The following is an 18,513-nucleotide window of genomic DNA, read 5'->3' as shown; positions in this document are numbered from 1 at the left end:
AAAGAAACAGGGAAGGAAACCACATGGCGTATGAGACGATCAAATACGAGGTCGCCGAGCAGATCCTCACCATCACGCTGAACCGGCCCGACAAGCTCAACGCCTTCAACGCGCAGATGCAGGCCGAGCTGATCGACGCATTCGACGCCGCCGACAAGGACGACAATGTCCGCGCCATCATCGTCACCGGCGCCGGCCGCGGTTTTTGCGCGGGCGCCGACCTCTCCTCCGGCGCCGACACGTTCGATCGCGACGCGCGCCGTGGTCCCGTGAAGCGCTTTGCCGACGGCAAGGTCGACTATAGCGATCCGCAGGTGCGCGACGGCGGCGGCCAGGTGACACTGCGAATCTTCAAGTGCCTCAAGCCGGTGATCGCCGCCGTGAACGGCCCTGCCGTCGGCATCGGCGTCACCATGCAGCTTGCGATGGACATCCGCATTGCCTCGGACGCGGCGCGGTTCGGCTTCGTGTTCTCCCAGCGCGGCATCGTGCCGGAGGCGGCGTCGAGCTGGTTCCTGCCGCGCATCGTCGGCATCTCGCAGGCGCTGGAATGGTGCTATTCCGGGCGCGTCTTCCCGGCGCAAGAGGCCCTCGCTGGCCGTCTCGTCAGCAAAGTCGTCGCCCCCGACGATCTGTTGCCGACCGCCCGCGCGCTTGCCAAGGAATTTGCCGTGAAGACCGCGCCGGTATCCGTTGCGCTGATCCGCCAGATGATGTGGCGGATGATGGGCGCCGACGATCCCATGGAAGCCCACAAGGTCGACAGCCGCGGCATCTACGCCCGCGGCCGCTCCGACGACGTCAAGGAAGGCGTGGTGTCGTTCCTGGAGAAGCGTCCGGCGCAATTCAAGAACAAGGTGTCGAGCGATATGCCGGACTATTTCCCATGGTGGACGGAGCGGGAATATAAATAGTTCACGGTCATTCCGGGGCTCGCGAAGAGAGAACCCGGAATCTCGAGATTCCGGGTTCGCCCTCCGGGCGCCCCGGAATGACGAAACTACTCCATCACCAGCGCGACGCGCCCGATCGCCTTGCGGTCGAGCAACAGCTGCATCGCCTTTGCATAGTCCGCCAGCGGCAGACGGTGCGAGACGTTGGGGCGCAGCTTGCCCTCCTCCGCCCACTCCAAGAGCGCCTTCAGCCGGACCTCACCCAGCGCCGGGTTCTTCCGCACCGCTTCGCCCGCGCGCACGCCGAGCACGCTGGCGCCCTTGATCAGCAGGAGATTGGTCTTGGCCGAGCCGATGCCGCCGGTGAAGCCGATCACCAGCAGCCGCGCGCCCCAGGCGATGCAGCGCATCGAGTCCTCAAAGACCTGGCCGCCGACGGGATCGAACACGACGTCGGCGCCGCGGCCATCGGTGATGCGCTTGACGGCATCGCGAAACGGCTCGCGATCGTAACGCACGAGATGGTCGGCGCCGCGCGCCTTGGCGATGGCAAGTTTCTCGTCGCTGGAGGCGGTCGCGATCACGATCGCACCCAGCATCTTGCCGATCTCGACGGCAGCAAGGCCAACGCCGCCGCCGGCGCCATGCACCAGCAGCACCTCACCGGGCGTAACCCGGCCGCGATCGATCAGCGCATGATAGGCGGTGCCATGGCCGGCGAGATAGGTCGCAGACTCCGCATAGTCGAACGTGGACGGCTTGGGGGTCAGCTGCGACGGCGTCACCACCGCTTCATCGGTGAAGGCGCCGTGTCGCATCTTGACGATGACCTTGTCGCCGACGGCAACACCGCTCGCCTCCGCGCCCACTTCGGTCACGTCACCAGCGGCTTCCATGCCCGGCGTGAACGGCAGCTCCGGCTTGAGCTGATATTCGCCGGCGGCCATCAGCACATCCGGAAAATTCAGCCCGGCGGCCCGGATCGCGACGCGCACCTCGCCCAGTTTCAGGGCGCGGGGCGGAAACTCCTCCAGCCGCAAGGTTTCGGGCGAGCCAAGCGTGCGGCAGACGACAGCGCGCACCATCAGGCCGCGCTCGCCTTGCTGCGCAGCAGCGCCTCGCGGATCAGCGGCAGGCGGTCATTGCCAAAATACATGTCGGTCTTGCCAAGGAAGATCGTCGGCGAGCCGAAGCCGCCGCGGGCGATCACCTCTTCCGTATTCGCCTTGAGCTGATCCTTGATGCTCTGCTCCGAGATGCCGGCGAAGAATTTTCGCTCGTCGATACCGACCTTGCTGCAGATCTCGGCCAGCACCGCATCCTGCGAGATGTCCTTGTCGCCGCCCCAATAGGCCTCGAACAATGCGGTGGCGAACGTCACCACGTCGGCACCCAGCCAGATACAGCCACGCATCGCCTTCACGCTGTTCACCGGAAACACCGTCGGCGGCATCTTGATCGACAGGCCGGCCGAGCGCGCCCAGTCCTGAAGATCCTTCTTCATATAGCGCGTTTTCAGCGGCACCGGGGTCTCGCGCTGCGCGTAGACGCTCGGGTTGACCGTATTGAAGATGCCGCCGACCAGGATCGGCCGCCAGACGATCTCCGCGCCAAGCTCTCTGGCGAGCGGCTGGATATTGTGGAAGGCGAGATAGGTCCAGGGGCTGGAACAGTCGAAGAAGAACTCGATCATGGCGTTTCCCTTATTGTCATTCTATTCCATCCCCGTCATTGCGAGCGTAGCGAAGCAATCCAGAATCTTTCTGCGGAAGCAGTCTGGATTGCTTCGTCGCAAGGGCTCCTCGCAATGACGAGGAGAGAGCGGAGGTCTATTTCTTTCCCAGCACTTCCTTCGCACGCTGTCCAAACATGATCTTGCGTGATTCCTCGTCGAACGGCTCTTTCACGAATTTGCCGATCGCAAGGCCCGCCTGCACCTGCGGCCTGGCGCGGATCTCGGCGTACCAGCGCTTGACGCTCGGATAGTCGTCGAGCGTAAAGCCTTGCGCCTTGTGGGTCATTGTCCAGGGAAAGCAGGCGATGTCTGCGATGGAATAGTCGCCGGCGACATAGGCATTGGTGTGCTCCAGCTGCCGGTCGAGCACGCCGTACAGCCGGGCCGCCTCGTCACGGTAGCGCTGGATCGCATAGGGAATCTTCTCCGCCGCATAGAGCGCGAAATGGCCGTGCTGGCCCAGCATCGGTCCGAGGCCGGCCATCTGCCACATCACCCACTGGATGGTGGTGGAGCGGCCGCGCAAATCGGTGGCCAAGAAGCGGCCGGTCTTCTCCGCGAGATAAATCAGGATCGCGCCGGTCTCGAAGGCCGAGAACGGTTCGCCGCCGTCGGCAGGTGCGTGATCGACGATCGCGGGGATGCGGTTGTTCGGGGAGATCGCCAGAAATTCGGGGCTGAACTGCTCGCCGGTGCGGATGTTGATGGGCTTCACGGTGTAGGGAAGCCCGAGCTCCTCCAACATGATCGAGATCTTCCAGCCGTTCGGCGTCGGCGCGTAATAGAGGTCGATCATGACCTGGCCCTTGGCAATTTCCTTGGCATTTTCCGTCGTCGCCGCTGGAATAGAGAGCGACTTTTGTTGTTCTGTACCTCGACGTTAGGACATGGCAGGAAGGGGCGCAACACAACCTGCCGGAAGGGCCGCCATGCTGTTTCCAACCACGATCGCCGGCTCCTTGCCGAAGCCGGAATGGCTCGCCGAGCCCAACATGCTCTGGGCGCCCTGGAAGTCTGGAGGCGACGAGCTTCTCCGCGCCAAGCGCGACGCGACGCTGATCTGGGTCAAGATCCAGGAGGACGCCGGCATCGACATCCTCACCGAAGGCGAGCAGGCCCGGCAGCATTTCGTGCACGGTTTCCTGGAGAAGATCGAAGGCATCGACTTCGCCCACAAGGTCGAGATGGGCATCCGCAAGGATCGCTACAAGGCGATGGTGCCGCAAGTGGTCGCGCCGCTCCGGCTCAGGGAACGCGTGCATGCTTTCGAGGCGCGCGTGGCGCGCACGCATACCAGGAAGAAGCTGAAGTTCACGCTGCCCGGCCCGATGACCATCATCGACACCATCGCCGATCGCTACTACGGCGACCGCGTGAAGATGGCGTTCGCCTTCGCCGAGCTGCTCAACGAGGAGGCCAAGGCCTTGCAGGCCGACGGCGTCGATCTCGTGCAGTTCGACGAGCCTGCCTTCAACGTCTACATGGACGAGGTCAACGATTGGGGCATCAAGGCGCTGGAGCGCGCCGCGCAGGGCCTGACCTGCGCCACGGCCGTGCACATCTGCTACGGCTACGGCATCAAGGCCAACACCGATTGGAAGGAAACGCTCGGCGCGCAGTGGCGGCAGTATGAGCAGATCTTTCCGGCGATCGACGCCAGCCCGATCCAGCAGGTCGCGATCGAATGTCGCAATTCGAAAGTGCCGCTCGACCTGCTCGCGCTCTTGAAGAACAAGATCGTGCAAGCCGGCGTGATCGACGTCGCCAGCGACACGGTAGAGACCGCCGAAGACGTCGTTCAGGTGATCGACGCGGTATCGAAATTCGTGCCCAAGAGCAACATCATCGCCACCACCAATTGCGGCATGGCGCCGATGCGGCGCGAGATCGCCGAAGCCAAGCTGATGGCGCTCGGCGCAGGCGCGGCGCTGGCGCGCGAGAAGCTGGCGTGATCATCACGACGGTGGTGGCCTTGCTCTAGCCTGACGCCGTCGGATGCAGCACGGGCTGGTAGCCGGCCTTGAGCGCGCGTAGCGTCGAGGGCGGCGTCAGCAACTTTACGTCGTCGAGCTGACGTGCGCTGGTGCCATAGCCCGCCGGCGACCACAACAGCGCCTTGCCCTGCAGCACCAGAAAACTCTCTTCGCCCTGCCGCACCATGGCGCCGTCGGGGAGGTCTGCGAGCGGCACCGCCAATGCGTGCAAGCGCTTGCGGCCGCGATCGAGACGCTCCCGATGCAGCACGGCATCCATCGTCTTCGCGCTGACGCCGCTGGCACCGTTCCCCGCTTCCCACGCAGCGCGAAATCGCTTGGCATCGTCGCGGCGGCAGAAGAAGCAGGGCCGGTGCCCCGCGGCAAAGGCTGTGGCTTCGTCGAGAAAGAACAGCTCGGTCCAGCTCCGCCGCGCCATCACCGGCCGCCGCCAGCCGCGGAATTCACACAGGCACGTAATCCATGCCGGTGACGACCAGCGCTTATTCAGCAGCGTCCTGGTCGCGGGATCGTGGATGATGCCGCGATTGCCGGTGAACAGGCCGCGGTGCGGGGTCGCGATGATGTCGCCTGTCGGCGTGACACGGTTTTGCAGGGGCATGATGGCGCGACGGTTCAACGATCGTCATTCCAGGGCGATGCGAAGCATCGAACCGGGAATCTCGAGATTCCGGGTTCGGTCCTGCGGACCGCCCCGGAATGACTCCATGCCTCACGCCGCCCCGTCACGCAGCGGCGGGTGATAGGACAGCGCGGTGTCCCAGGGGAAGAAGATCCAGGTGTCCTGCGAGACTTCCGTGATGAAGGTGTCGACCAGCGGACGGCCCATCGGCTTGGCGTAGACGGTGGCGAAATGAGCATCGGGGAGCATCTCGCGCACCAGCTTGCCGGTCTTGCCGGTGTCGACGAGGTCGTCGACGATCAACAGCCCCTTGCCGGTGCCGCCGCCGAGCTTCATCGCCGCTTCCGAAATGCCCTTGAGGACCTGGAGCTCGCCCTGCTTGTTGTGGTCGTAGCTGGCGATGCAGACCGTATCGATCACGCGCACGCCGAGTTCGCGCGCCACGATCGCCGCCGGCACGAGACCACCGCGCGTGATCGCGATCACCGCGTGGAACGGACCGACCTCGTTGAGCCGCCAGGTCAGCGCCCGGCAATCCCGATGAAATTGGTCCCAGGAGACCGGAAAGGGCCTGCCCGCCCGCTCCTGTGCGCTCAGTTCCGGTGCTTCGCCAGCCATTGTCGTCTCCTGCCATTGGTCTGCGGCAGCTTTCTCTGCTAGCGGGTGATGTTCAATCCCGCCAGCATTTCCTTCACCGCCGCCATCGCGGATGCGAGCTTGTCCGCATCGCGCGAGCGCACCACCAGATTGGTGTTGGGCTTCTGCTCCTCGTCCATGAAGGGGTAGCTGCCGATGATGGTGTCGGGGTGCGCGGCGGCGATCGCCCGCAGGGGACTTCCGATGTCGCCCTCCCGTGCATTGGCGCGAACCGATTCGGACAGCATGCGCACACCCGACTTCAGCTTGGGCGAGACGATGTCCATCATCGCCTGCATGATCGAGGGCACACCGGCCATCACGATGACATTGCCGATCTTGAAGCCGGGGGCGAGGATGGTCGCGCTCTGGATCAGCTCGGCGCCATCGGGAATGCGGGCCATGCGCAGGCGGGCCTCGTTGAGGTCCTGCTCGCTCCAGCGCTCCCGGAAACGGGCGACGACTTCCGGGTGGTGGTCGATGCCGACGCCGAACGCCTTGGCCACGCTGTCGGCGGTGATGTCGTCATGGGTCGGCCCGATGCCGCCGGTGGTGAATACGTAGGTGTAGCGATGCCGCAGTGCATCCAAGGCCGCGATGATGTCGGCCTCATCGTCGGAGACGACCCGGACTTCCTTCAGGTCGATGCCGATATTGGTCAAATATTCGGCGATGAAGCCGATATTCTTGTCCTTGGTCCGGCCGGACAGGATTTCGTCGCCAATGACCAGAATGCCCGCCGTGACGATCTCGCTCATACCTTAAGTCCCTCACCTGTGGCGCCGACTTTGCCGGGGTAACGCCTTGAAGTCACGCGGTTTTGCTGCCGAAATAAGCAGTCCTCCGCCATTTTTTCAGGCAAGCCGCCGGCCATCTCAGGCAATTGCCCTCTCTCCATGCTTATCGCGCTGGCCCGGCCCTTGCTACCACATGAAAGTCATGCACTCTTGCCGCATGGCCACAGGACGTTGCGGTCTTCACCAGGGCCGCGCGACCTGTCCAATGGGGCAACGCCTTGCGGAGACAAGTCGGGATTTATGGCAGTCGCGTTTGATGAAATGAATATTCCCGGCGGGGAGCTTCGCCCTGCCTATGAGGAGCTGGCGCGCTGGCTCAAGGAGACGCCTCCCGAGGCGCTTGAATATCGCCGCCAGGAGGCCGAGCTCCTGTTCCGCCGCATCGGCATCACCTTCGCGGTCTATGGCGAGGCCGAATCCACCGAGCGCCTGATCCCGTTCGACGTGATCCCGCGGATCATGTCCGGCAAGGAATGGACCCTGTTGGAGAAGGGCCTGAAGCAGCGCGTGCGCGCGCTCAACATGTTTCTGCGCGACATCTATCATGGCCGCGACATCCTGCGCGCCGAGATCGTACCCGACGATCTGATCTTCCAGAACCCGGTGTTCCGGCCCGAGATGAACGGCCAGCAGGTGCCGCACGACGTCTACGTCCACATCGCCGGCATCGACATCGTCCGGGTCGATGCCAACGACTTCATCGTGCTGGAGGACAATGCGCGGACGCCGTCCGGCGTCTCCTACATGCTGGAAAACCGCGAGATCATGATGCGGCTGTTTCCGGATCTGTTCGCCCGGCACCGCGTGGCCCCGGTCGAGCGCTATCCGGACGAGCTGCTCTCGGCACTCCGTTCCGTCGCGCCGCAAAGCACATCAGGCGAGCCGACGGTGGCCCTGCTCACGCCCGGGGTCTACAACTCGGCCTACTACGAGCACTCCTTCCTCGCCGACAAGCTCGGTATCGAACTGGTCGAGGGCAGCGATCTCATCGTCAAGAACAACGAAGTGTTCATGCGGACGACCGAAGGGCTGAAGCGGGTCGACGTGATCTATCGCCGCGTCGACGACGACTTCCTCGATCCGCTCACCTTCCGTCCCGATTCCGTACTTGGCGTGCCCGGACTGATGTCGGCCTATGCGGCCGGCAACATCACGCTCGCCAACGCCGTCGGCACCGGGATTGCCGACGACAAGGCGATCTACTCCTACATGCCGGACATCGTGAGATTCTATCTCGGCGAGGAGCCGATCCTGAAGAACGTGCCGACCTGGCGCTGCCGCGAGCCCAAGGATCTCGCCTATGTGCTGGACAATCTCGGCGAGCTCGTCGTCAAGGAGGTTCACGGCTCCGGCGGCTACGGCATGCTGATCGGACCTGCCGCGACCAAAGCGACGATCGAAGCGTTTCGCGAGAAGCTCAAGCGCGAGCCCGAAGGCTTCATCGCGCAGCCGACGCTGGCGCTCTCGACCTGCCCGACCTGCACGGCGTCAGGCCTTGCGCCCCGCCATGTCGATTTGCGGCCCTTCGTGCTCACTGGCAGCAAGGGCACGACCGTCGTGCCGGGCGGGCTGACACGCGTCGCACTGAAGGAAGGCTCCCTGGTCGTGAATTCGAGCCAGGGCGGCGGCACCAAAGACACCTGGATCCTGGACGAGTAGACAGATGCTGTCGCGTACTGCCGAAAGCCTCTATTGGCTCGCCCGCTACGTCGAACGGGCCGAATATCTCGCGCGCACCATCGATGCGACCTTGCGCGTCACCGCACTTCCCGCCGCCTATATCGGCAAGACCAACGAATGGGACTCGGCGCTGCTAACCGCCGGCGTCGCCGCCAGCTTCTATCAGACCTACGAGGAAGCCAACGAGCACAACGTAGTCGACTACCTCTCGTTCTCGGCCAACAATCCGTCCTCGATCAGGAACTGCATTGAGTCGGCGCGGCTGAATTCGCGCTCGGTGCGAACCGCGCTGACGAGCGAAATGTGGGACACCATCAACTCGGCCTGGATCGATCTTCAGGCGGTCTGGAGCAAAGGCACCTCGACGCGCGAGGACCTCGCCAAATTCCTTCGCTTCGTGCAGGAGACCTCCCTGCGCTTCGACGGCTCGGCCTACCGGACCATGTTGCGCAACGACGCCTACTGGTTCTCGCGGCTCGGCCTGCACCTGGAGCGCGCAGACAACACTGCGCGCATCCTCGATGTGAAGTATCACGTGCTGCTGCCCGAGGAAGAGCATGTCGGCGGCCCGCTCGACTTCTATCAGTGGAGCTCGATCCTGCGTTCGGTGTCGGCGCTGACGGCCTATCACTGGGTCTATCGCGAGACGCTCAAACCGTGGCTGGTCGCGGACCTGTTGATCCTCAACAGCACGCTGCCGCGCTCGCTTGCGAGCTGCTACGACAATCTCACGCGAAACCTCGACCAGATCGGCGTCGCCTATGGTCGCCAGGGCCCGGCCCAGCGCCACGCCCGCGGCATCCGGAACCGGCTGGAACACAGCAACATGAACGACATTTTCCAGCACGGCGTGCATGAATTCATTCAGGAATTCATCACGGACAATTCCAGGCTGGGCGAAATCATCACGAAGCAGTATCTGATCTAGTCAGGACCGAACCTCTCACCCTTCGTCATTCCGGGGCGATGCGAAGCATCGAACCCGGAATCTCGAGATTCCGGGTCCGGCGCTTCGCGCCAACCTGGAATGACGGATCTAGAAACACCATGCGCCTGCGAATCCTGCACACCACGACCTATCGCTACGAGCCGCCGGCCACGAGCGTGATCCAGATCCTGCGCATGACACCCGGCAGCCATGACGGGCAATATGTGGCGGAATGGCAGATCGACGTCTCCACGGACACCAGGCTCGACACGCATGAGGACGCCTTCGGCAACGTCACCCACGTGCTGTCCTGCGGACCGGTCGGCGACATCAAGATCATCGCCGAAGGCCTGGTCGAGACCCACGACACCGGCGGCGTGCTGCGCGGCACCGACGAGCGCTTTCCGGCCGGCATGTTCCTGCGCTCAACCGACCTCACCTCCGTCAATCCGGCGATGATGGTGGTTGCGCGCCAGTTGCGCAGCGAGGCCGAGAGCGACAGGCTCGGCTTCCTCCATACGCTGATGAGCCAGATTGCCGATCACATGACGTTCGACGAGGACCCCACCAACAGCGGCACCTCGGCAGCTGAAGCGTTCACGCTCAAGCGCGGGGTCTGCCAGGACTACGCGCACATCTTCATTGCTTGCGCCCGCGCCGGCGGCGTGCCGGCGCGCTTTGTCTCCGGCCATTTCCTGCGCTCGGACGGTATGCTGCATCAGGAGGCCGGGCACGCCTGGGCGGAGGCCTACGTGCCTGATCTCGGCTGGATCGGCTTCGATCCCGCCAACAGCATCTGCGCCACCGACGCTCATGTCCGCGTCGCGATCGGGCTCGACTATCTCGGCGCAGCCCCGGTGCGCGGCACCCGCTATGGCGGCGGTGCGGAGACGCTGACGGTGGCGGTCAAGGTCGAGCCGACCGGCCGCGGCGGGCAGTCGCAATCACAGTCACAGTGGCAGAGCTAGGCGCGACCGTCCGAATGCCGAGGCCGTGCTACGGGACCAGACCGTCCCCGCGAGGAGCCCCATGGCAACCGTCCTCGTAGATCCGACGGGTTGAGCGACAAAGCGAGTTCTCATTCCGGGGCGCGCGTGGCGCGAACCCGGAATTCATCAGGCGGCAAGGTTCGTGGACGAATGGAATTCCGGGCTCGCGACTTCGTCGCGCCCCGGAATGACAGCCGGAATCGGGGGTTTCATGCCTTCCCGAAATTGGCTAGTAATTCCGCGCAAACGCGTTCGGGGACTGGAAATGACCTATTGTTGCGGAATCCTGGTTCGGGACGGTCTGGTGATGATCGCCGATACCCGCACCAATGCCGGTCTCGACAACGTCTCGACCTTCCGCAAGCTTCACATCTTCTCAAAGCCTGGCGAGCGCATCATGGCGATCGCCAGCGCGGGCAACCTCGCCATCAGCCAGTCGGTTCTGTCAACGCTGACCGAAGGTCTCGAAGACCCCGACACCGGCGAAATCGAGACGCTGATGAACGCGCCGACCATGTTCCAGGCCGCCCAGCGCATCGGCCGCGCGATCCGCGCAGTGCATGCGACCGAAGGGCCGGCACTGAGATCCGAGGACGTGTCCTTCGACGTTTCGTTCCTGTTCGGCGGCCAGATCAAGGGCTCCCGGATGCGCCTGTTCATGATCTACACCGCGGGCAATTTCATCGAGTGCACCACCGACACGCCCTACCTGCAGATCGGCGAACACAAATACGGCAAGCCGGTGCTCGACCGCGCCATGCACTACGACGTTGAGCTTTACGAGGCGCTGAAGACCGGCCTGATCTCCATGGACTCGACCATGCGCTCGAATCTCGGCGTCGGCCTGCCGATCGATGTGCTGGTGGTACGCGCGGACGCCTGCGAGGCCGATCTCAACCACCGCATCGAGGCGGGCGAGCCCTATTTCCACGATTTGCGCTCACGCTGGTCTGCGGCGCTGCGGGCGGCACACCAGAACATTCCGCGGCCGCCCTACAAGAACGAAAAAGAACCGAAAACCTGACAGCATGAGAAAAGGCAGGAAACGATGAGTGAAGCAAAGAAGATCGCAGTGGTGACCGGCGCCGGCACCGGCGTCGGGCGCGCGGCGTCGCTGGCGCTGATGAACACCGGCTTCACCGTGGTGCTGGTCGGGCGCCGGCTCGACAAGCTGGAGGAGACCGCAAAGCTCGGCCCGGCCGGCAAGAGCCTGTGCGTTACCGCCGACATGACCCAGCCGGACTCCATTGCCGCGCTGTTCGACAAGGTGAAGGCGACCTATGGCCGGCTCGACGTACTCTTCAACAATGCCGGGATGGGCGCCCCTCCAGTGAATTTCGAGGATCTCAGCCTCGAGCAGTGGCAGGCGGTGGTGAACACCAACCTCACCGGCCCGTTCCTGTGCACCCAGCACGCCTTCCGCATGATGAAGGACCAGAGCCCGCGCGGCGGCCGCATCATCAACAACGGCTCGATCTCGGCGCATGCGCCGCGGCCGTTCTCGGCGGCCTACACCTCGACCAAGCACGCCATCACCGGCCTGACCAAGGCCAGCAACCTCGACGGCCGCATGTACGACATCGCCGTCGGCCAGGTCGACATCGGCAATGCCGCGACCCCCATGACCGATCGCATGGTCAACGGCCCCGGCGTGCTGCAGCCCGACGGCACGTCGAAGCAGGAGCCGCGCATGGACGCGAAAGCGGTCGGCGATGCCGTCGCCTACATGGCCGGCCTGCCGCTCGATGCCAACGTGCTGACCATGACGGTGATGGCGACCAAGATGCCGTTCGTGGGGCGGGGCTAAAGCAAAAATTGCGAAAACAACCCCATGCACAGTAGGTATCTCATTGATTTCCCTATGCCGCGTCAGACCGTGCCCCGGACGCCGCGCGGCATGCAATGACGCGCTGCTGAGCCGGGCACATCCCTCCGCAGTTTCGTTTCTGGCCTTCCGTGTCCCGGCTCTGCGCCGCAACGCTGATGCGTTGCGGCTTGTCCGGGACACGATGCTTCCCCTACTCCAAACTCTCCACCTTCCGCAGGCTCGGGAACAACTTCATCCACAGCAGCGCCACCGCGACGGTAGCAACGCCGCCGAATACGGCGGCCGGCATGGCGCCGAGCAACGCGGCAGCCACGCCGCTCTCGAACTGGCCGAGCTGGTTCGAGGCGTTGATGAAGAGGAAGTTGACCGCGCCGACGCGGCCGCGCATCTCGTCGGGCGTTGACAGCTGCACCAGCGAGAAGCGGATTACGACGCTGATCGTGTCGGCCGCTCCGAGCACGGCGAGCGACAGCACGGACAGCCACATCCAGGACGACAGCGCGAACACGATGGTGGCGAGGCCGAACACGATCACGGCCTGGAACATGCGCGGGCCCACATGCCGCGAGATGGCGTGACGCGCCAGCACCATGGTCATCAAGAGCGCGCCGACCGCGGGCGCCGCGCGCAACACGCCGAGCCCGAGCGGCCCGGTCTGGAGGATGTCACGGGCATAGATCGGCAACAGCGCCGTGACGCCGCCGAACAATACCGCGAACAGGTCGAGCGAAATGGTGCCGAGGATCGCGGGATTGCTGCGGATGAAGCGGACGCCGGCGAAGATGTTGTCGGCGTCTGTCCCCTCCTTGGCAACCGCCTGCGGGCGCGGCCGGACGAAGCCGGTCAGGATCATCCCGAAAATCCAGAACAGGACCATCATGGCATAGGCAAGATGCGGGGCGACCGCATAGGCGAAGCCGCCGAGCGCCGGCCCGGTGATGGTCGCGACCTGCGCCGCGCCGCTGGAGACGGCCGTGGCGCGCTGGAGCGACCCCTGCGGCGCGATCAACGGTAGCAGCGCCGCCGTGGTCGGGCTTTCGAACGCGCCGGCAATGCCGAGCACGAAGGTCGCGATGAAGATCTGCACCTCGCTGACCGCGCCGAGATAGGTGATGATCGCGAGATAGAGCGCGGTTGCGGCTTCCACGAGTTGGCAGAGCTGAACGACCCGTTTGCGCTCAAACTTGTCGGCGGCGTGACCGGCGACGAACACCAAAAGCGCGGTGGGCAGGAACTGCACGAGGCCGACCATGCCGAGATCGAAGGCCGAACCGGTGAGATCGTAGATCTGCCAGCCGATCGCAACCGCCGCGATCTGGCTGGAAAAGCGCGACAGGCTGCGCGACAGCAGGAAGTACAGGAAGGCGCGGTGGGCGAGGAGCGCGCGAGCGCTGACCGGCGGATGGCTGGATATTGGCTGCTCTGGCATCGCCTCTTGGATCGTCTTTTGGGTGACCCTCGGACCGCTCGGCCCCTGATGTCGATCGATCCCGCGTGGCCGAGGCGGACCCGCTTGTCAACACCGGGGAGCCGCCCGCATGTGGCGGCATTGCCTTTGCAGCGCAGGCGCGGCCATAATCATTGAGGGTTTGGGGACATCATGCTGCGCTTGCAATCGGCACTCGGCATTTTCGCATTGCTGTTGATCGCCTTCGCGCTCGCAGAGAATCGGCGCGCCGTGTCGCTGCGACAGGCGGCGATCGGCCTCGTCGCCACCTTCGTCACCGCGATCGTGCTCCTGAAGCTGCCGGTGGTGGCGCGCGCCTTCGGAGCCATTAACGACGCCGTGGGCGCGATCTCCGCGGCCTCGCGCGCCGGCTCCGCCTTCGTGTTCGGCTATGTCGGCGGCGGCCCCCTGCCCTTCGATTTGAAAGTGCCCGGCGCCGATTTCATCCTGGCATTCCAGGCGCTGCCGATCGTGCTGGTCATGAGCGTGCTGACGACGCTGCTGTTCTACTGGCGCGTGCTGCCGCCGATCGTGCGCGGCATGGCCTGGCTGCTGGAGCGGACGCTGGGCGTCGGCGGTGCAGTAGGCCTCTCGACCGCCGCCAACATCTTTCTCGGCATGGTCGAGGCACCGCTGTTCGTGCGGCCGTATCTGCAACAGATGACCCGCAGCGAATTGTTCCTGGTGATGACCGGCGGCATGGCGGGCATTGCCGGCACGGTGCTGGTACTGTATGCGACGCTGCTGGCGCCTCTCATTCCAGATGCCGCCGCGCATTTCGTCGTCGCCTCGGTGCTGGGCGCGCCTGCTGCGATCCTCGTCAGTCTGATCATGGTGCCTGAAACCTCCGACAGGCGCACCGGCGGCACGCTGGGAGATCCCCGGGTCGCCAGCGATCCCGACAAGGAGGTCTCCGGCACGATGGATGCGATCGTAAAGGGCACCGCCGCGGGCATTGAACTGCTGATCAACATCGTCGCGATGCTGCTGGTGCTGGTCGCGCTGGTCTATCTCGTCAATGCCATGCTCGGCCTCTTGCCACACCTCGGCGGCGCCGCGATCTCGTTGCAGCGCCTGCTTGGGCTCGTGATGGCGCCGGTGTGCTGGCTGATGGGATTGCCGTGGGATCAGGCCGTTACCGGCGGCAGCCTGATGGGCACCAAGACCGTGCTCAACGAATTGATCGCTTATGTCGACTTCTCGAAGCTGCCGCCTGACACGCTCGATCCGCGCTCGCGCCTGATCATGCTCTATGCGATGTGCGGCTTCGCCAATTTCGCCAGCCTCGGCATCATGATCGGCGGCCTCGGCGTGATGGCGCCGGAGCGGCGCGAGGAGATCAACACGCTCGGGCTGAAGTCGATTGTGTCGGGGACGCTGACGACGTGTTTGATGGGAGCGGTGGTGGGGGTGTTGGCGTGAGCCACCGTGGCTGTCATTGCGAGCGAAGCGAAGCAATCCAGTCTGCACCCACGGAAAGATTCTGGATTGCTTCGTCGCAAGGCTCCTCCCAATGACGAGGAGAAAGCCTACGCCTACAGCTCGACCGTCCTGAACTCCGCCGGGAGGATCACCTCCAGCAGCTCGACGTCATCCGAGTAATCCAAAATCATGTGCTTGATCTTCGGCGGCTGGGTCCAGGCGCTGCCTTCTTTCATCAGCGTCTCGCCCTCTCCGTCCATATAGGTCTTCACCCAGCCCTTGAGCACGTAGACCATCTGGAATTCGACGTCGTGGAAATGCAGCTTCGAAACCTCGTCCGGATTGCAGGGGCCTTGCAGCCGGATCACGTGCGCTTGGGCAAGACCATGGGACGCTGCGGCAATGCCGAGGTCGCGATATTGCGCGTAGGTACGCAGGCCGTCGGCCTTGAAGTCTTCCTCGCGGTGATGGCTGATCGCGATACGCTGCCTGGGACGCGCGGGCTTTTTCGAGATGACGGCGGGCGCTTTCGCCTTCACCGTCTTGCGCGCCGATGATCCGGTCGCGGCCTTGGCTCCGCTCCGCTTCTTCACCGCGGCTTGCGATGCGTTGCGCGATTTTGTTTTCTTGGCCATGGGCTGCATCCCCTGTTATTGTGGGGAGAGGCTAGCACAGATCGCGAAAACGTAAGGTGGGTTAGACGAGGGCCTAACCCGCAATCTTGCGTCCGCGTCGGGCGAAGAGGTGGATTGCGCCACGCCAATCCACCTAGCCCATCGCTGCCTCAATGCAGCCGGAACACGCCATCCACGGTGCGCAGCTCCGCCGGCTTGATCAGCTTGGAATGCGCCACGGTGACTGAATGGAGGGGGCCGTCGAGCTTCTCTTGCCAGAACGCCAGGAAATCCTTCAGCGCCGGGAATTTCGGAAACATGTCGTAGTTCTGCCAGACGTAGGTCTGGAGCAACGAGGGATGATCCGGCATCCGATAGAGAATCTGTGCCGTCGTCAGCCCGTAACCCAGCATCTGTTTCCGGAATTCCTCGGAAACGACCCCACTCCGCAAGCCCATGCCAACCTCCTTTGCAGGAGCGCATTCAGGGGCGGCTTGGTCGGTGTGCGCCTTACGAGCCACCCGGTACTGATGCGCTCACATGAGAGAAATGTGACGCAAACTGACAATCCATCTCAAGCCCAAAAGTTTAACAAGCTGTTGAAATTCAATGCTTTAGCAGCAGATGCGCCCCCGTGCTAATACGGACACGGCAGAGTTAACGATGGCAAAGGATTCTGGCAGTCCGTGCTACCGAGTGCTGATTTTTCTGCTAGAAGCCCTTGCTCCCGCAAAATTCCTGCCCTATTTCAGCTCGCGTGTGCTAGCACTCGCTGGCACCGATTGCTAACAATCTGAAAACCACAACCCAAGCAAATGCTTAGGAGGACTGCATGAAATTCCGTCCGCTTCACGACCGCGTCGTGGTCAAGCGCATCGACGCAGAAGAGAAGACCGCTGGCGGCATCATCATTCCCGACACTGCCAAGGAAAAGCCCTCTCAGGGCGAAGTCGTCGCCGTGGGCCCAGGTGGCCGCGACGAAGCCGGCAAGCTGCTCCCGATCGACCTCAAGGTCGGCGACCGCGTGCTGTTCGGCAAGTGGTCCGGCACCGAGGTCAAGATCGACAACGTCGACCTGCTAATCATGAAGGAAAGCGACATCATGGGCGTTCTCGACGTCCCCGCTTCCAAGAAGAAGGCGGCCTAACAGCCCCTCTCTCCCTCCAGTCCAACATTCCAAGGAAAAATCCACATGGCAGCCAAAGAAGTCAAATTCTCGGTTGATGCACGCGACAAGATGCTGCGCGGCGTCGACATTCTCGCCAACGCGGTGAAGGTCACGCTCGGTCCGAAGGGCCGCAACGTCGTGCTCGACAAGTCGTTCGGCGCTCCCCGCATCACCAAGGACGGCGTCACCGTCGCCAAGGAGATCGAGCTCGAGGACAAGTTCGAGAACATGGGCGCCCAGATGGTGCGCGAAGTCGCCTCGAAGTCCGCTGACGCGGCCGGCGACGGCACCACCACCGCGACCGTGCTGGCCCAGGCGATCGTGCGTGAAGGCGCCAAGTCGGTAGCCGCCGGCATGAACCCGATGGACCTCAAGCGCGGTATCGACCTCGCGGTCGAAGCCGTGGTCGCGGACCTCGTCAAGAACTCCAAGAAGGTCACCTCGAACGAGGAGATCGCCCAGGTCGGCACCATCTCGGCCAACGGCGACGCGGAGATCGGCAAGTTCCTCGCCGACGCCATGAAGAAGGTCGGCAACGAGGGTGTCATCACCGTCGAGGAAGCCAAATCGCTCGAGACCGAGCTCGACGTCGTCGAGGGCATGCAGTTCGACCGCGGCTACATCTCGCCCTACTTCGTCACCAACGCCGACAAGATGCGCGTTGAAATGGACGACGCCTACATCCTCATCAACGAGAAGAAGCTCTCCTCGCTGAACGAACTGCTGCCGCTGCTCGAGGCCGTGGTGCAGACCGGCAAGCCGCTGGTCATCGTCGCCGAGGACGTCGAAGGCGAAGCTCTTGCTACCCTGGTCGTGAACCGCCTCCGTGGCGGCCTCAAGGTCGCGGCCGTCAAGGCTCCGGGCTTCGGCGATCGCCGCAAGGCCATGCTGCAGGACATCGCGATCCTGACCGGTGGCCAGGCGATCTCGGAAGATCTCGGCATCAAGCTCGAGAACGTCACGCTCAACATGCTCGGTCGCGCCAAGAAGGTGATGATCGACAAGGAGAACACCACGATCGTCAACGGCGCCGGCAAGAAGGCCGACATCGAAGCGCGCGTGGCTCAGATCAAGGCGCAGATCGAGGAAACCACCTCGGACTACGACCGTGAGAAGCTCCAGGAGCGTCTGGCCAAGCTCGCCGGCGGCGTCGCGGTGATCCGCGTCGGCGGCGCGACCGAGGTCGAAGTGAAGGAGCGCAAGGATCGCGTTGATGACGCGATGCATGCGACCCGCGCGGCCGTGGAAGAAGGCATCGTCCCGGGCGGCGGCGTCGCCCTGCTCCGTGCCTCCGAGCAGCTCAAGGGCCTGCGCACCAAGAACGACGACCAGAAGACCGGCGTCGAGATCGTGCGCAAGGCGCTGTCGTCTCCGGCTCGCCAGATCGCGATCAACGCCGGTGAAGACGGCTCGGTGATCGTCGGCAAGGTGCTGGAGAACAAGACCTACGCTTACGGCTTCGACTCCCAGACCGGCGAATACGGCGATCTCGTCAAGAAGGGCATCATCGACCCGACCAAGGTGGTCCGTACCGCGATCCAGAACGCAGCCTCGGTTGCCGCGCTGCTGATCACCACGGAAGCCATGGTCGCCGAGCTGCCCAAGAAGGGTGGCGCCGGTCCGGCGATGCCCCCGGGCGGCGGCATGGGCGGCATGGACTTCTAAGGTCCGGCTATCTCAAGAACTACGAAACCCCGGCAGCGATGCCGGGGTTTTTGTTTGTGGGGGCGCGACGAAGTCGCGAGGAGCTGAGCTCGCGG

General features: G+C 63.8%; 19 protein-coding genes. 10 read left to right on the top strand and 9 right to left on the bottom strand.

Annotation, left to right across the window (positions count from 1 at the left end; all coding sequences use genetic code 11):
* Positions 1 to 23 precede the first annotated feature (23 nt).
* The gene (locus IVB28_RS11055) at positions 24 to 914 is read left to right on the top strand and encodes a crotonase/enoyl-CoA hydratase family protein (protein ID WP_247526154.1); all 891 of its coding nucleotides are present in this window, start codon (positions 24 to 26) and stop codon (positions 912 to 914) included.
* An 86-nt stretch (positions 915 to 1,000) separates the two neighbouring features.
* Here IVB28_RS11055 and IVB28_RS11050 read toward each other — a convergent pair whose 3' ends face one another.
* The 3 genes from IVB28_RS11050 to IVB28_RS11040 form a co-directional block, all read right to left on the bottom strand.
* Complete coding sequence (locus IVB28_RS11050; RefSeq protein WP_247526153.1) at positions 1,001 to 1,978, bottom strand: NADPH:quinone oxidoreductase family protein; 978 nt, start codon at positions 1,976 to 1,978, stop codon at positions 1,001 to 1,003.
* On the bottom strand, positions 1,978 to 2,586 hold the full coding sequence (locus IVB28_RS11045; RefSeq protein ID WP_247526151.1) for a 2-hydroxychromene-2-carboxylate isomerase: 609 nt from the start codon (positions 2,584 to 2,586) through the stop codon (positions 1,978 to 1,980). Before IVB28_RS11045 ends, IVB28_RS11050 begins: the two co-directional genes overlap by 1 nt.
* A 136-nt stretch (positions 2,587 to 2,722) precedes the next feature.
* A complete protein-coding gene (locus IVB28_RS11040) occupies positions 2,723 to 3,424 on the bottom strand; it encodes a glutathione S-transferase N-terminal domain-containing protein (protein WP_247526149.1) in 702 nt (233 codons plus the stop codon).
* 133 nt (positions 3,425 to 3,557) lie between these two features.
* On the opposite strand from IVB28_RS11040, the gene IVB28_RS11035 reads away from it, so the two are divergent.
* Positions 3,558 to 4,580: a methionine synthase gene (locus tag IVB28_RS11035; RefSeq protein ID WP_247526147.1), complete on the top strand. Its 1,023-nt coding sequence runs from the start codon at positions 3,558 to 3,560 to the stop codon at positions 4,578 to 4,580.
* 25 nt (positions 4,581 to 4,605) lie between these two features.
* On the opposite strand, the gene IVB28_RS11030 is transcribed toward IVB28_RS11035, so the two are convergent.
* The 3 genes from IVB28_RS11030 to IVB28_RS11020 all read right to left on the bottom strand — a co-directional run bounded on the left by IVB28_RS11030 (position 4,606) and on the right by IVB28_RS11020 (position 6,638).
* Positions 4,606 to 5,223 (bottom strand): hypothetical protein, encoded by a 618-nt coding sequence (locus tag IVB28_RS11030; protein WP_247528507.1) that lies wholly within the window; start codon positions 5,221 to 5,223, stop codon positions 4,606 to 4,608.
* 111 nt (positions 5,224 to 5,334) lie between these two features.
* The gene (gene gpt, locus IVB28_RS11025) at positions 5,335 to 5,862 is read right to left on the bottom strand and encodes a xanthine phosphoribosyltransferase (RefSeq protein WP_247526144.1); all 528 of its coding nucleotides are present in this window, start codon (positions 5,860 to 5,862) and stop codon (positions 5,335 to 5,337) included.
* 38 nt (positions 5,863 to 5,900) lie between these two features.
* A complete protein-coding gene (locus IVB28_RS11020) occupies positions 5,901 to 6,638 on the bottom strand; it encodes a molybdopterin-binding protein (RefSeq protein WP_247526142.1) in 738 nt (245 codons plus the stop codon).
* 279 nt (positions 6,639 to 6,917) lie between these two features.
* Here IVB28_RS11020 and IVB28_RS11015 point away from each other — a divergent pair, with 279 nt between their 5' ends.
* The 5 genes from IVB28_RS11015 (at position 6,918) to IVB28_RS10995 (ending at position 12,081) form a co-directional block, all read left to right on the top strand.
* A complete protein-coding gene (locus tag IVB28_RS11015; RefSeq protein ID WP_247526141.1) occupies positions 6,918 to 8,336 on the top strand; it encodes a circularly permuted type 2 ATP-grasp protein in 1,419 nt (472 codons plus the stop codon).
* A gap of 4 nt (positions 8,337 to 8,340) precedes the next feature.
* The gene (locus IVB28_RS11010) at positions 8,341 to 9,285 is read left to right on the top strand and encodes an alpha-E domain-containing protein (protein WP_247526139.1); all 945 of its coding nucleotides are present in this window, start codon (positions 8,341 to 8,343) and stop codon (positions 9,283 to 9,285) included.
* A gap of 119 nt (positions 9,286 to 9,404) precedes the next feature.
* Positions 9,405 to 10,253 carry a transglutaminase family protein gene (locus IVB28_RS11005; protein ID WP_247526138.1) on the top strand — a complete coding sequence of 283 codons (849 nt, stop codon included), beginning with the start codon at positions 9,405 to 9,407 and terminating at the stop codon, positions 10,251 to 10,253.
* Between the two features lie 286 nt (positions 10,254 to 10,539).
* Positions 10,540 to 11,298, top strand: coding sequence for a proteasome-type protease (locus IVB28_RS11000; RefSeq protein WP_247526136.1), 759 nt, complete (start codon positions 10,540 to 10,542; stop codon positions 11,296 to 11,298).
* A gap of 24 nt (positions 11,299 to 11,322) precedes the next feature.
* Complete coding sequence (locus IVB28_RS10995; RefSeq protein ID WP_247526135.1) at positions 11,323 to 12,081, top strand: SDR family oxidoreductase; 759 nt, start codon at positions 11,323 to 11,325, stop codon at positions 12,079 to 12,081.
* A 211-nt stretch (positions 12,082 to 12,292) separates the two neighbouring features.
* Here IVB28_RS10995 and IVB28_RS10990 read toward each other — a convergent pair whose 3' ends face one another.
* Positions 12,293 to 13,531, bottom strand: coding sequence for an MFS transporter (locus tag IVB28_RS10990; protein ID WP_247526133.1), 1,239 nt, complete (start codon positions 13,529 to 13,531; stop codon positions 12,293 to 12,295).
* 171 nt (positions 13,532 to 13,702) lie between these two features.
* On the opposite strand from IVB28_RS10990, the gene IVB28_RS10985 reads away from it, so the two are divergent.
* Positions 13,703 to 14,971: a nucleoside transporter C-terminal domain-containing protein gene (locus IVB28_RS10985; protein WP_247526132.1), complete on the top strand. Its 1,269-nt coding sequence runs from the start codon at positions 13,703 to 13,705 to the stop codon at positions 14,969 to 14,971.
* A gap of 113 nt (positions 14,972 to 15,084) precedes the next feature.
* Here IVB28_RS10985 and IVB28_RS10980 read toward each other — a convergent pair whose 3' ends face one another.
* Both IVB28_RS10980 and IVB28_RS10975 read right to left on the bottom strand, forming a co-directional pair.
* Positions 15,085 to 15,606 carry a cupin domain-containing protein gene (locus IVB28_RS10980; RefSeq protein WP_247526131.1) on the bottom strand — a complete coding sequence of 174 codons (522 nt, stop codon included), beginning with the start codon at positions 15,604 to 15,606 and terminating at the stop codon, positions 15,085 to 15,087.
* A 149-nt stretch (positions 15,607 to 15,755) separates the two neighbouring features.
* A complete protein-coding gene (locus IVB28_RS10975) occupies positions 15,756 to 16,043 on the bottom strand; it encodes an usg protein (protein WP_247526130.1) in 288 nt (95 codons plus the stop codon).
* Between the two features lie 374 nt (positions 16,044 to 16,417).
* On the opposite strand from IVB28_RS10975, the gene IVB28_RS10970 reads away from it, so the two are divergent.
* Both IVB28_RS10970 and groL read left to right on the top strand, forming a co-directional pair.
* A complete protein-coding gene (locus tag IVB28_RS10970) occupies positions 16,418 to 16,732 on the top strand; it encodes a co-chaperone GroES (RefSeq protein WP_247526128.1) in 315 nt (104 codons plus the stop codon).
* Between the two features lie 45 nt (positions 16,733 to 16,777).
* On the top strand, positions 16,778 to 18,418 hold the full coding sequence (gene groL, locus IVB28_RS10965) for a chaperonin GroEL (RefSeq protein ID WP_247526126.1): 1,641 nt from the start codon (positions 16,778 to 16,780) through the stop codon (positions 18,416 to 18,418).
* Positions 18,419 to 18,513 lie beyond the last annotated feature (95 nt).

The organism is Bradyrhizobium sp. 199, from assembly GCF_023073355.1.
Classification (GTDB): domain Bacteria; phylum Pseudomonadota; class Alphaproteobacteria; order Rhizobiales; family Xanthobacteraceae; genus Bradyrhizobium.
Note: the sequence above shows the minus strand (reverse complement) of the source record. Positions and strands in the feature narration are given on the sequence as shown.

Excerpts from the sequence above, each read along its gene's own strand:
- IVB28_RS11035 (WP_247526147.1), top strand. The coding sequence starts at position 3,558 with ATGCTGTTTCCAACCACGATCGCCGGCTCCTTGCCGAAGCCGGAATGG.
- IVB28_RS11050 (WP_247526153.1), bottom strand. The coding sequence starts at position 1,978 with ATGGTGCGCGCTGTCGTCTGCCGCACGCTTGGCTCGCCCGAAACCTTG.
- IVB28_RS11045 (WP_247526151.1), bottom strand. The coding sequence starts at position 2,586 with ATGATCGAGTTCTTCTTCGACTGTTCCAGCCCCTGGACCTATCTCGCC.
- IVB28_RS11030 (WP_247528507.1), bottom strand. The coding sequence starts at position 5,223 with ATGCCCCTGCAAAACCGTGTCACGCCGACAGGCGACATCATCGCGACC.
- IVB28_RS10985 (WP_247526132.1), top strand. The coding sequence starts at position 13,703 with ATGCTGCGCTTGCAATCGGCACTCGGCATTTTCGCATTGCTGTTGATC.
- IVB28_RS11020 (WP_247526142.1), bottom strand. The coding sequence starts at position 6,638 with ATGAGCGAGATCGTCACGGCGGGCATTCTGGTCATTGGCGACGAAATC.
- IVB28_RS10970 (WP_247526128.1), top strand. The coding sequence starts at position 16,418 with ATGAAATTCCGTCCGCTTCACGACCGCGTCGTGGTCAAGCGCATCGAC.
- IVB28_RS11055 (WP_247526154.1), top strand. The coding sequence starts at position 24 with ATGGCGTATGAGACGATCAAATACGAGGTCGCCGAGCAGATCCTCACC.
- gpt (WP_247526144.1), bottom strand. The coding sequence starts at position 5,862 with ATGGCTGGCGAAGCACCGGAACTGAGCGCACAGGAGCGGGCGGGCAGG.
- IVB28_RS11015 (WP_247526141.1), top strand. The coding sequence starts at position 6,918 with ATGGCAGTCGCGTTTGATGAAATGAATATTCCCGGCGGGGAGCTTCGC.
- IVB28_RS10990 (WP_247526133.1), bottom strand. The coding sequence starts at position 13,531 with ATGCCAGAGCAGCCAATATCCAGCCATCCGCCGGTCAGCGCTCGCGCG.
- groL (WP_247526126.1), top strand. The coding sequence starts at position 16,778 with ATGGCAGCCAAAGAAGTCAAATTCTCGGTTGATGCACGCGACAAGATG.
- IVB28_RS11000 (WP_247526136.1), top strand. The coding sequence starts at position 10,540 with ATGACCTATTGTTGCGGAATCCTGGTTCGGGACGGTCTGGTGATGATC.
- IVB28_RS11010 (WP_247526139.1), top strand. The coding sequence starts at position 8,341 with ATGCTGTCGCGTACTGCCGAAAGCCTCTATTGGCTCGCCCGCTACGTC.
- IVB28_RS10980 (WP_247526131.1), bottom strand. The coding sequence starts at position 15,606 with ATGGCCAAGAAAACAAAATCGCGCAACGCATCGCAAGCCGCGGTGAAG.
- IVB28_RS11040 (WP_247526149.1), bottom strand. The coding sequence starts at position 3,424 with ATGATCGACCTCTATTACGCGCCGACGCCGAACGGCTGGAAGATCTCG.
- IVB28_RS10975 (WP_247526130.1), bottom strand. The coding sequence starts at position 16,043 with ATGGGCTTGCGGAGTGGGGTCGTTTCCGAGGAATTCCGGAAACAGATG.
- IVB28_RS10995 (WP_247526135.1), top strand. The coding sequence starts at position 11,323 with ATGAGTGAAGCAAAGAAGATCGCAGTGGTGACCGGCGCCGGCACCGGC.
- IVB28_RS11005 (WP_247526138.1), top strand. The coding sequence starts at position 9,405 with ATGCGCCTGCGAATCCTGCACACCACGACCTATCGCTACGAGCCGCCG.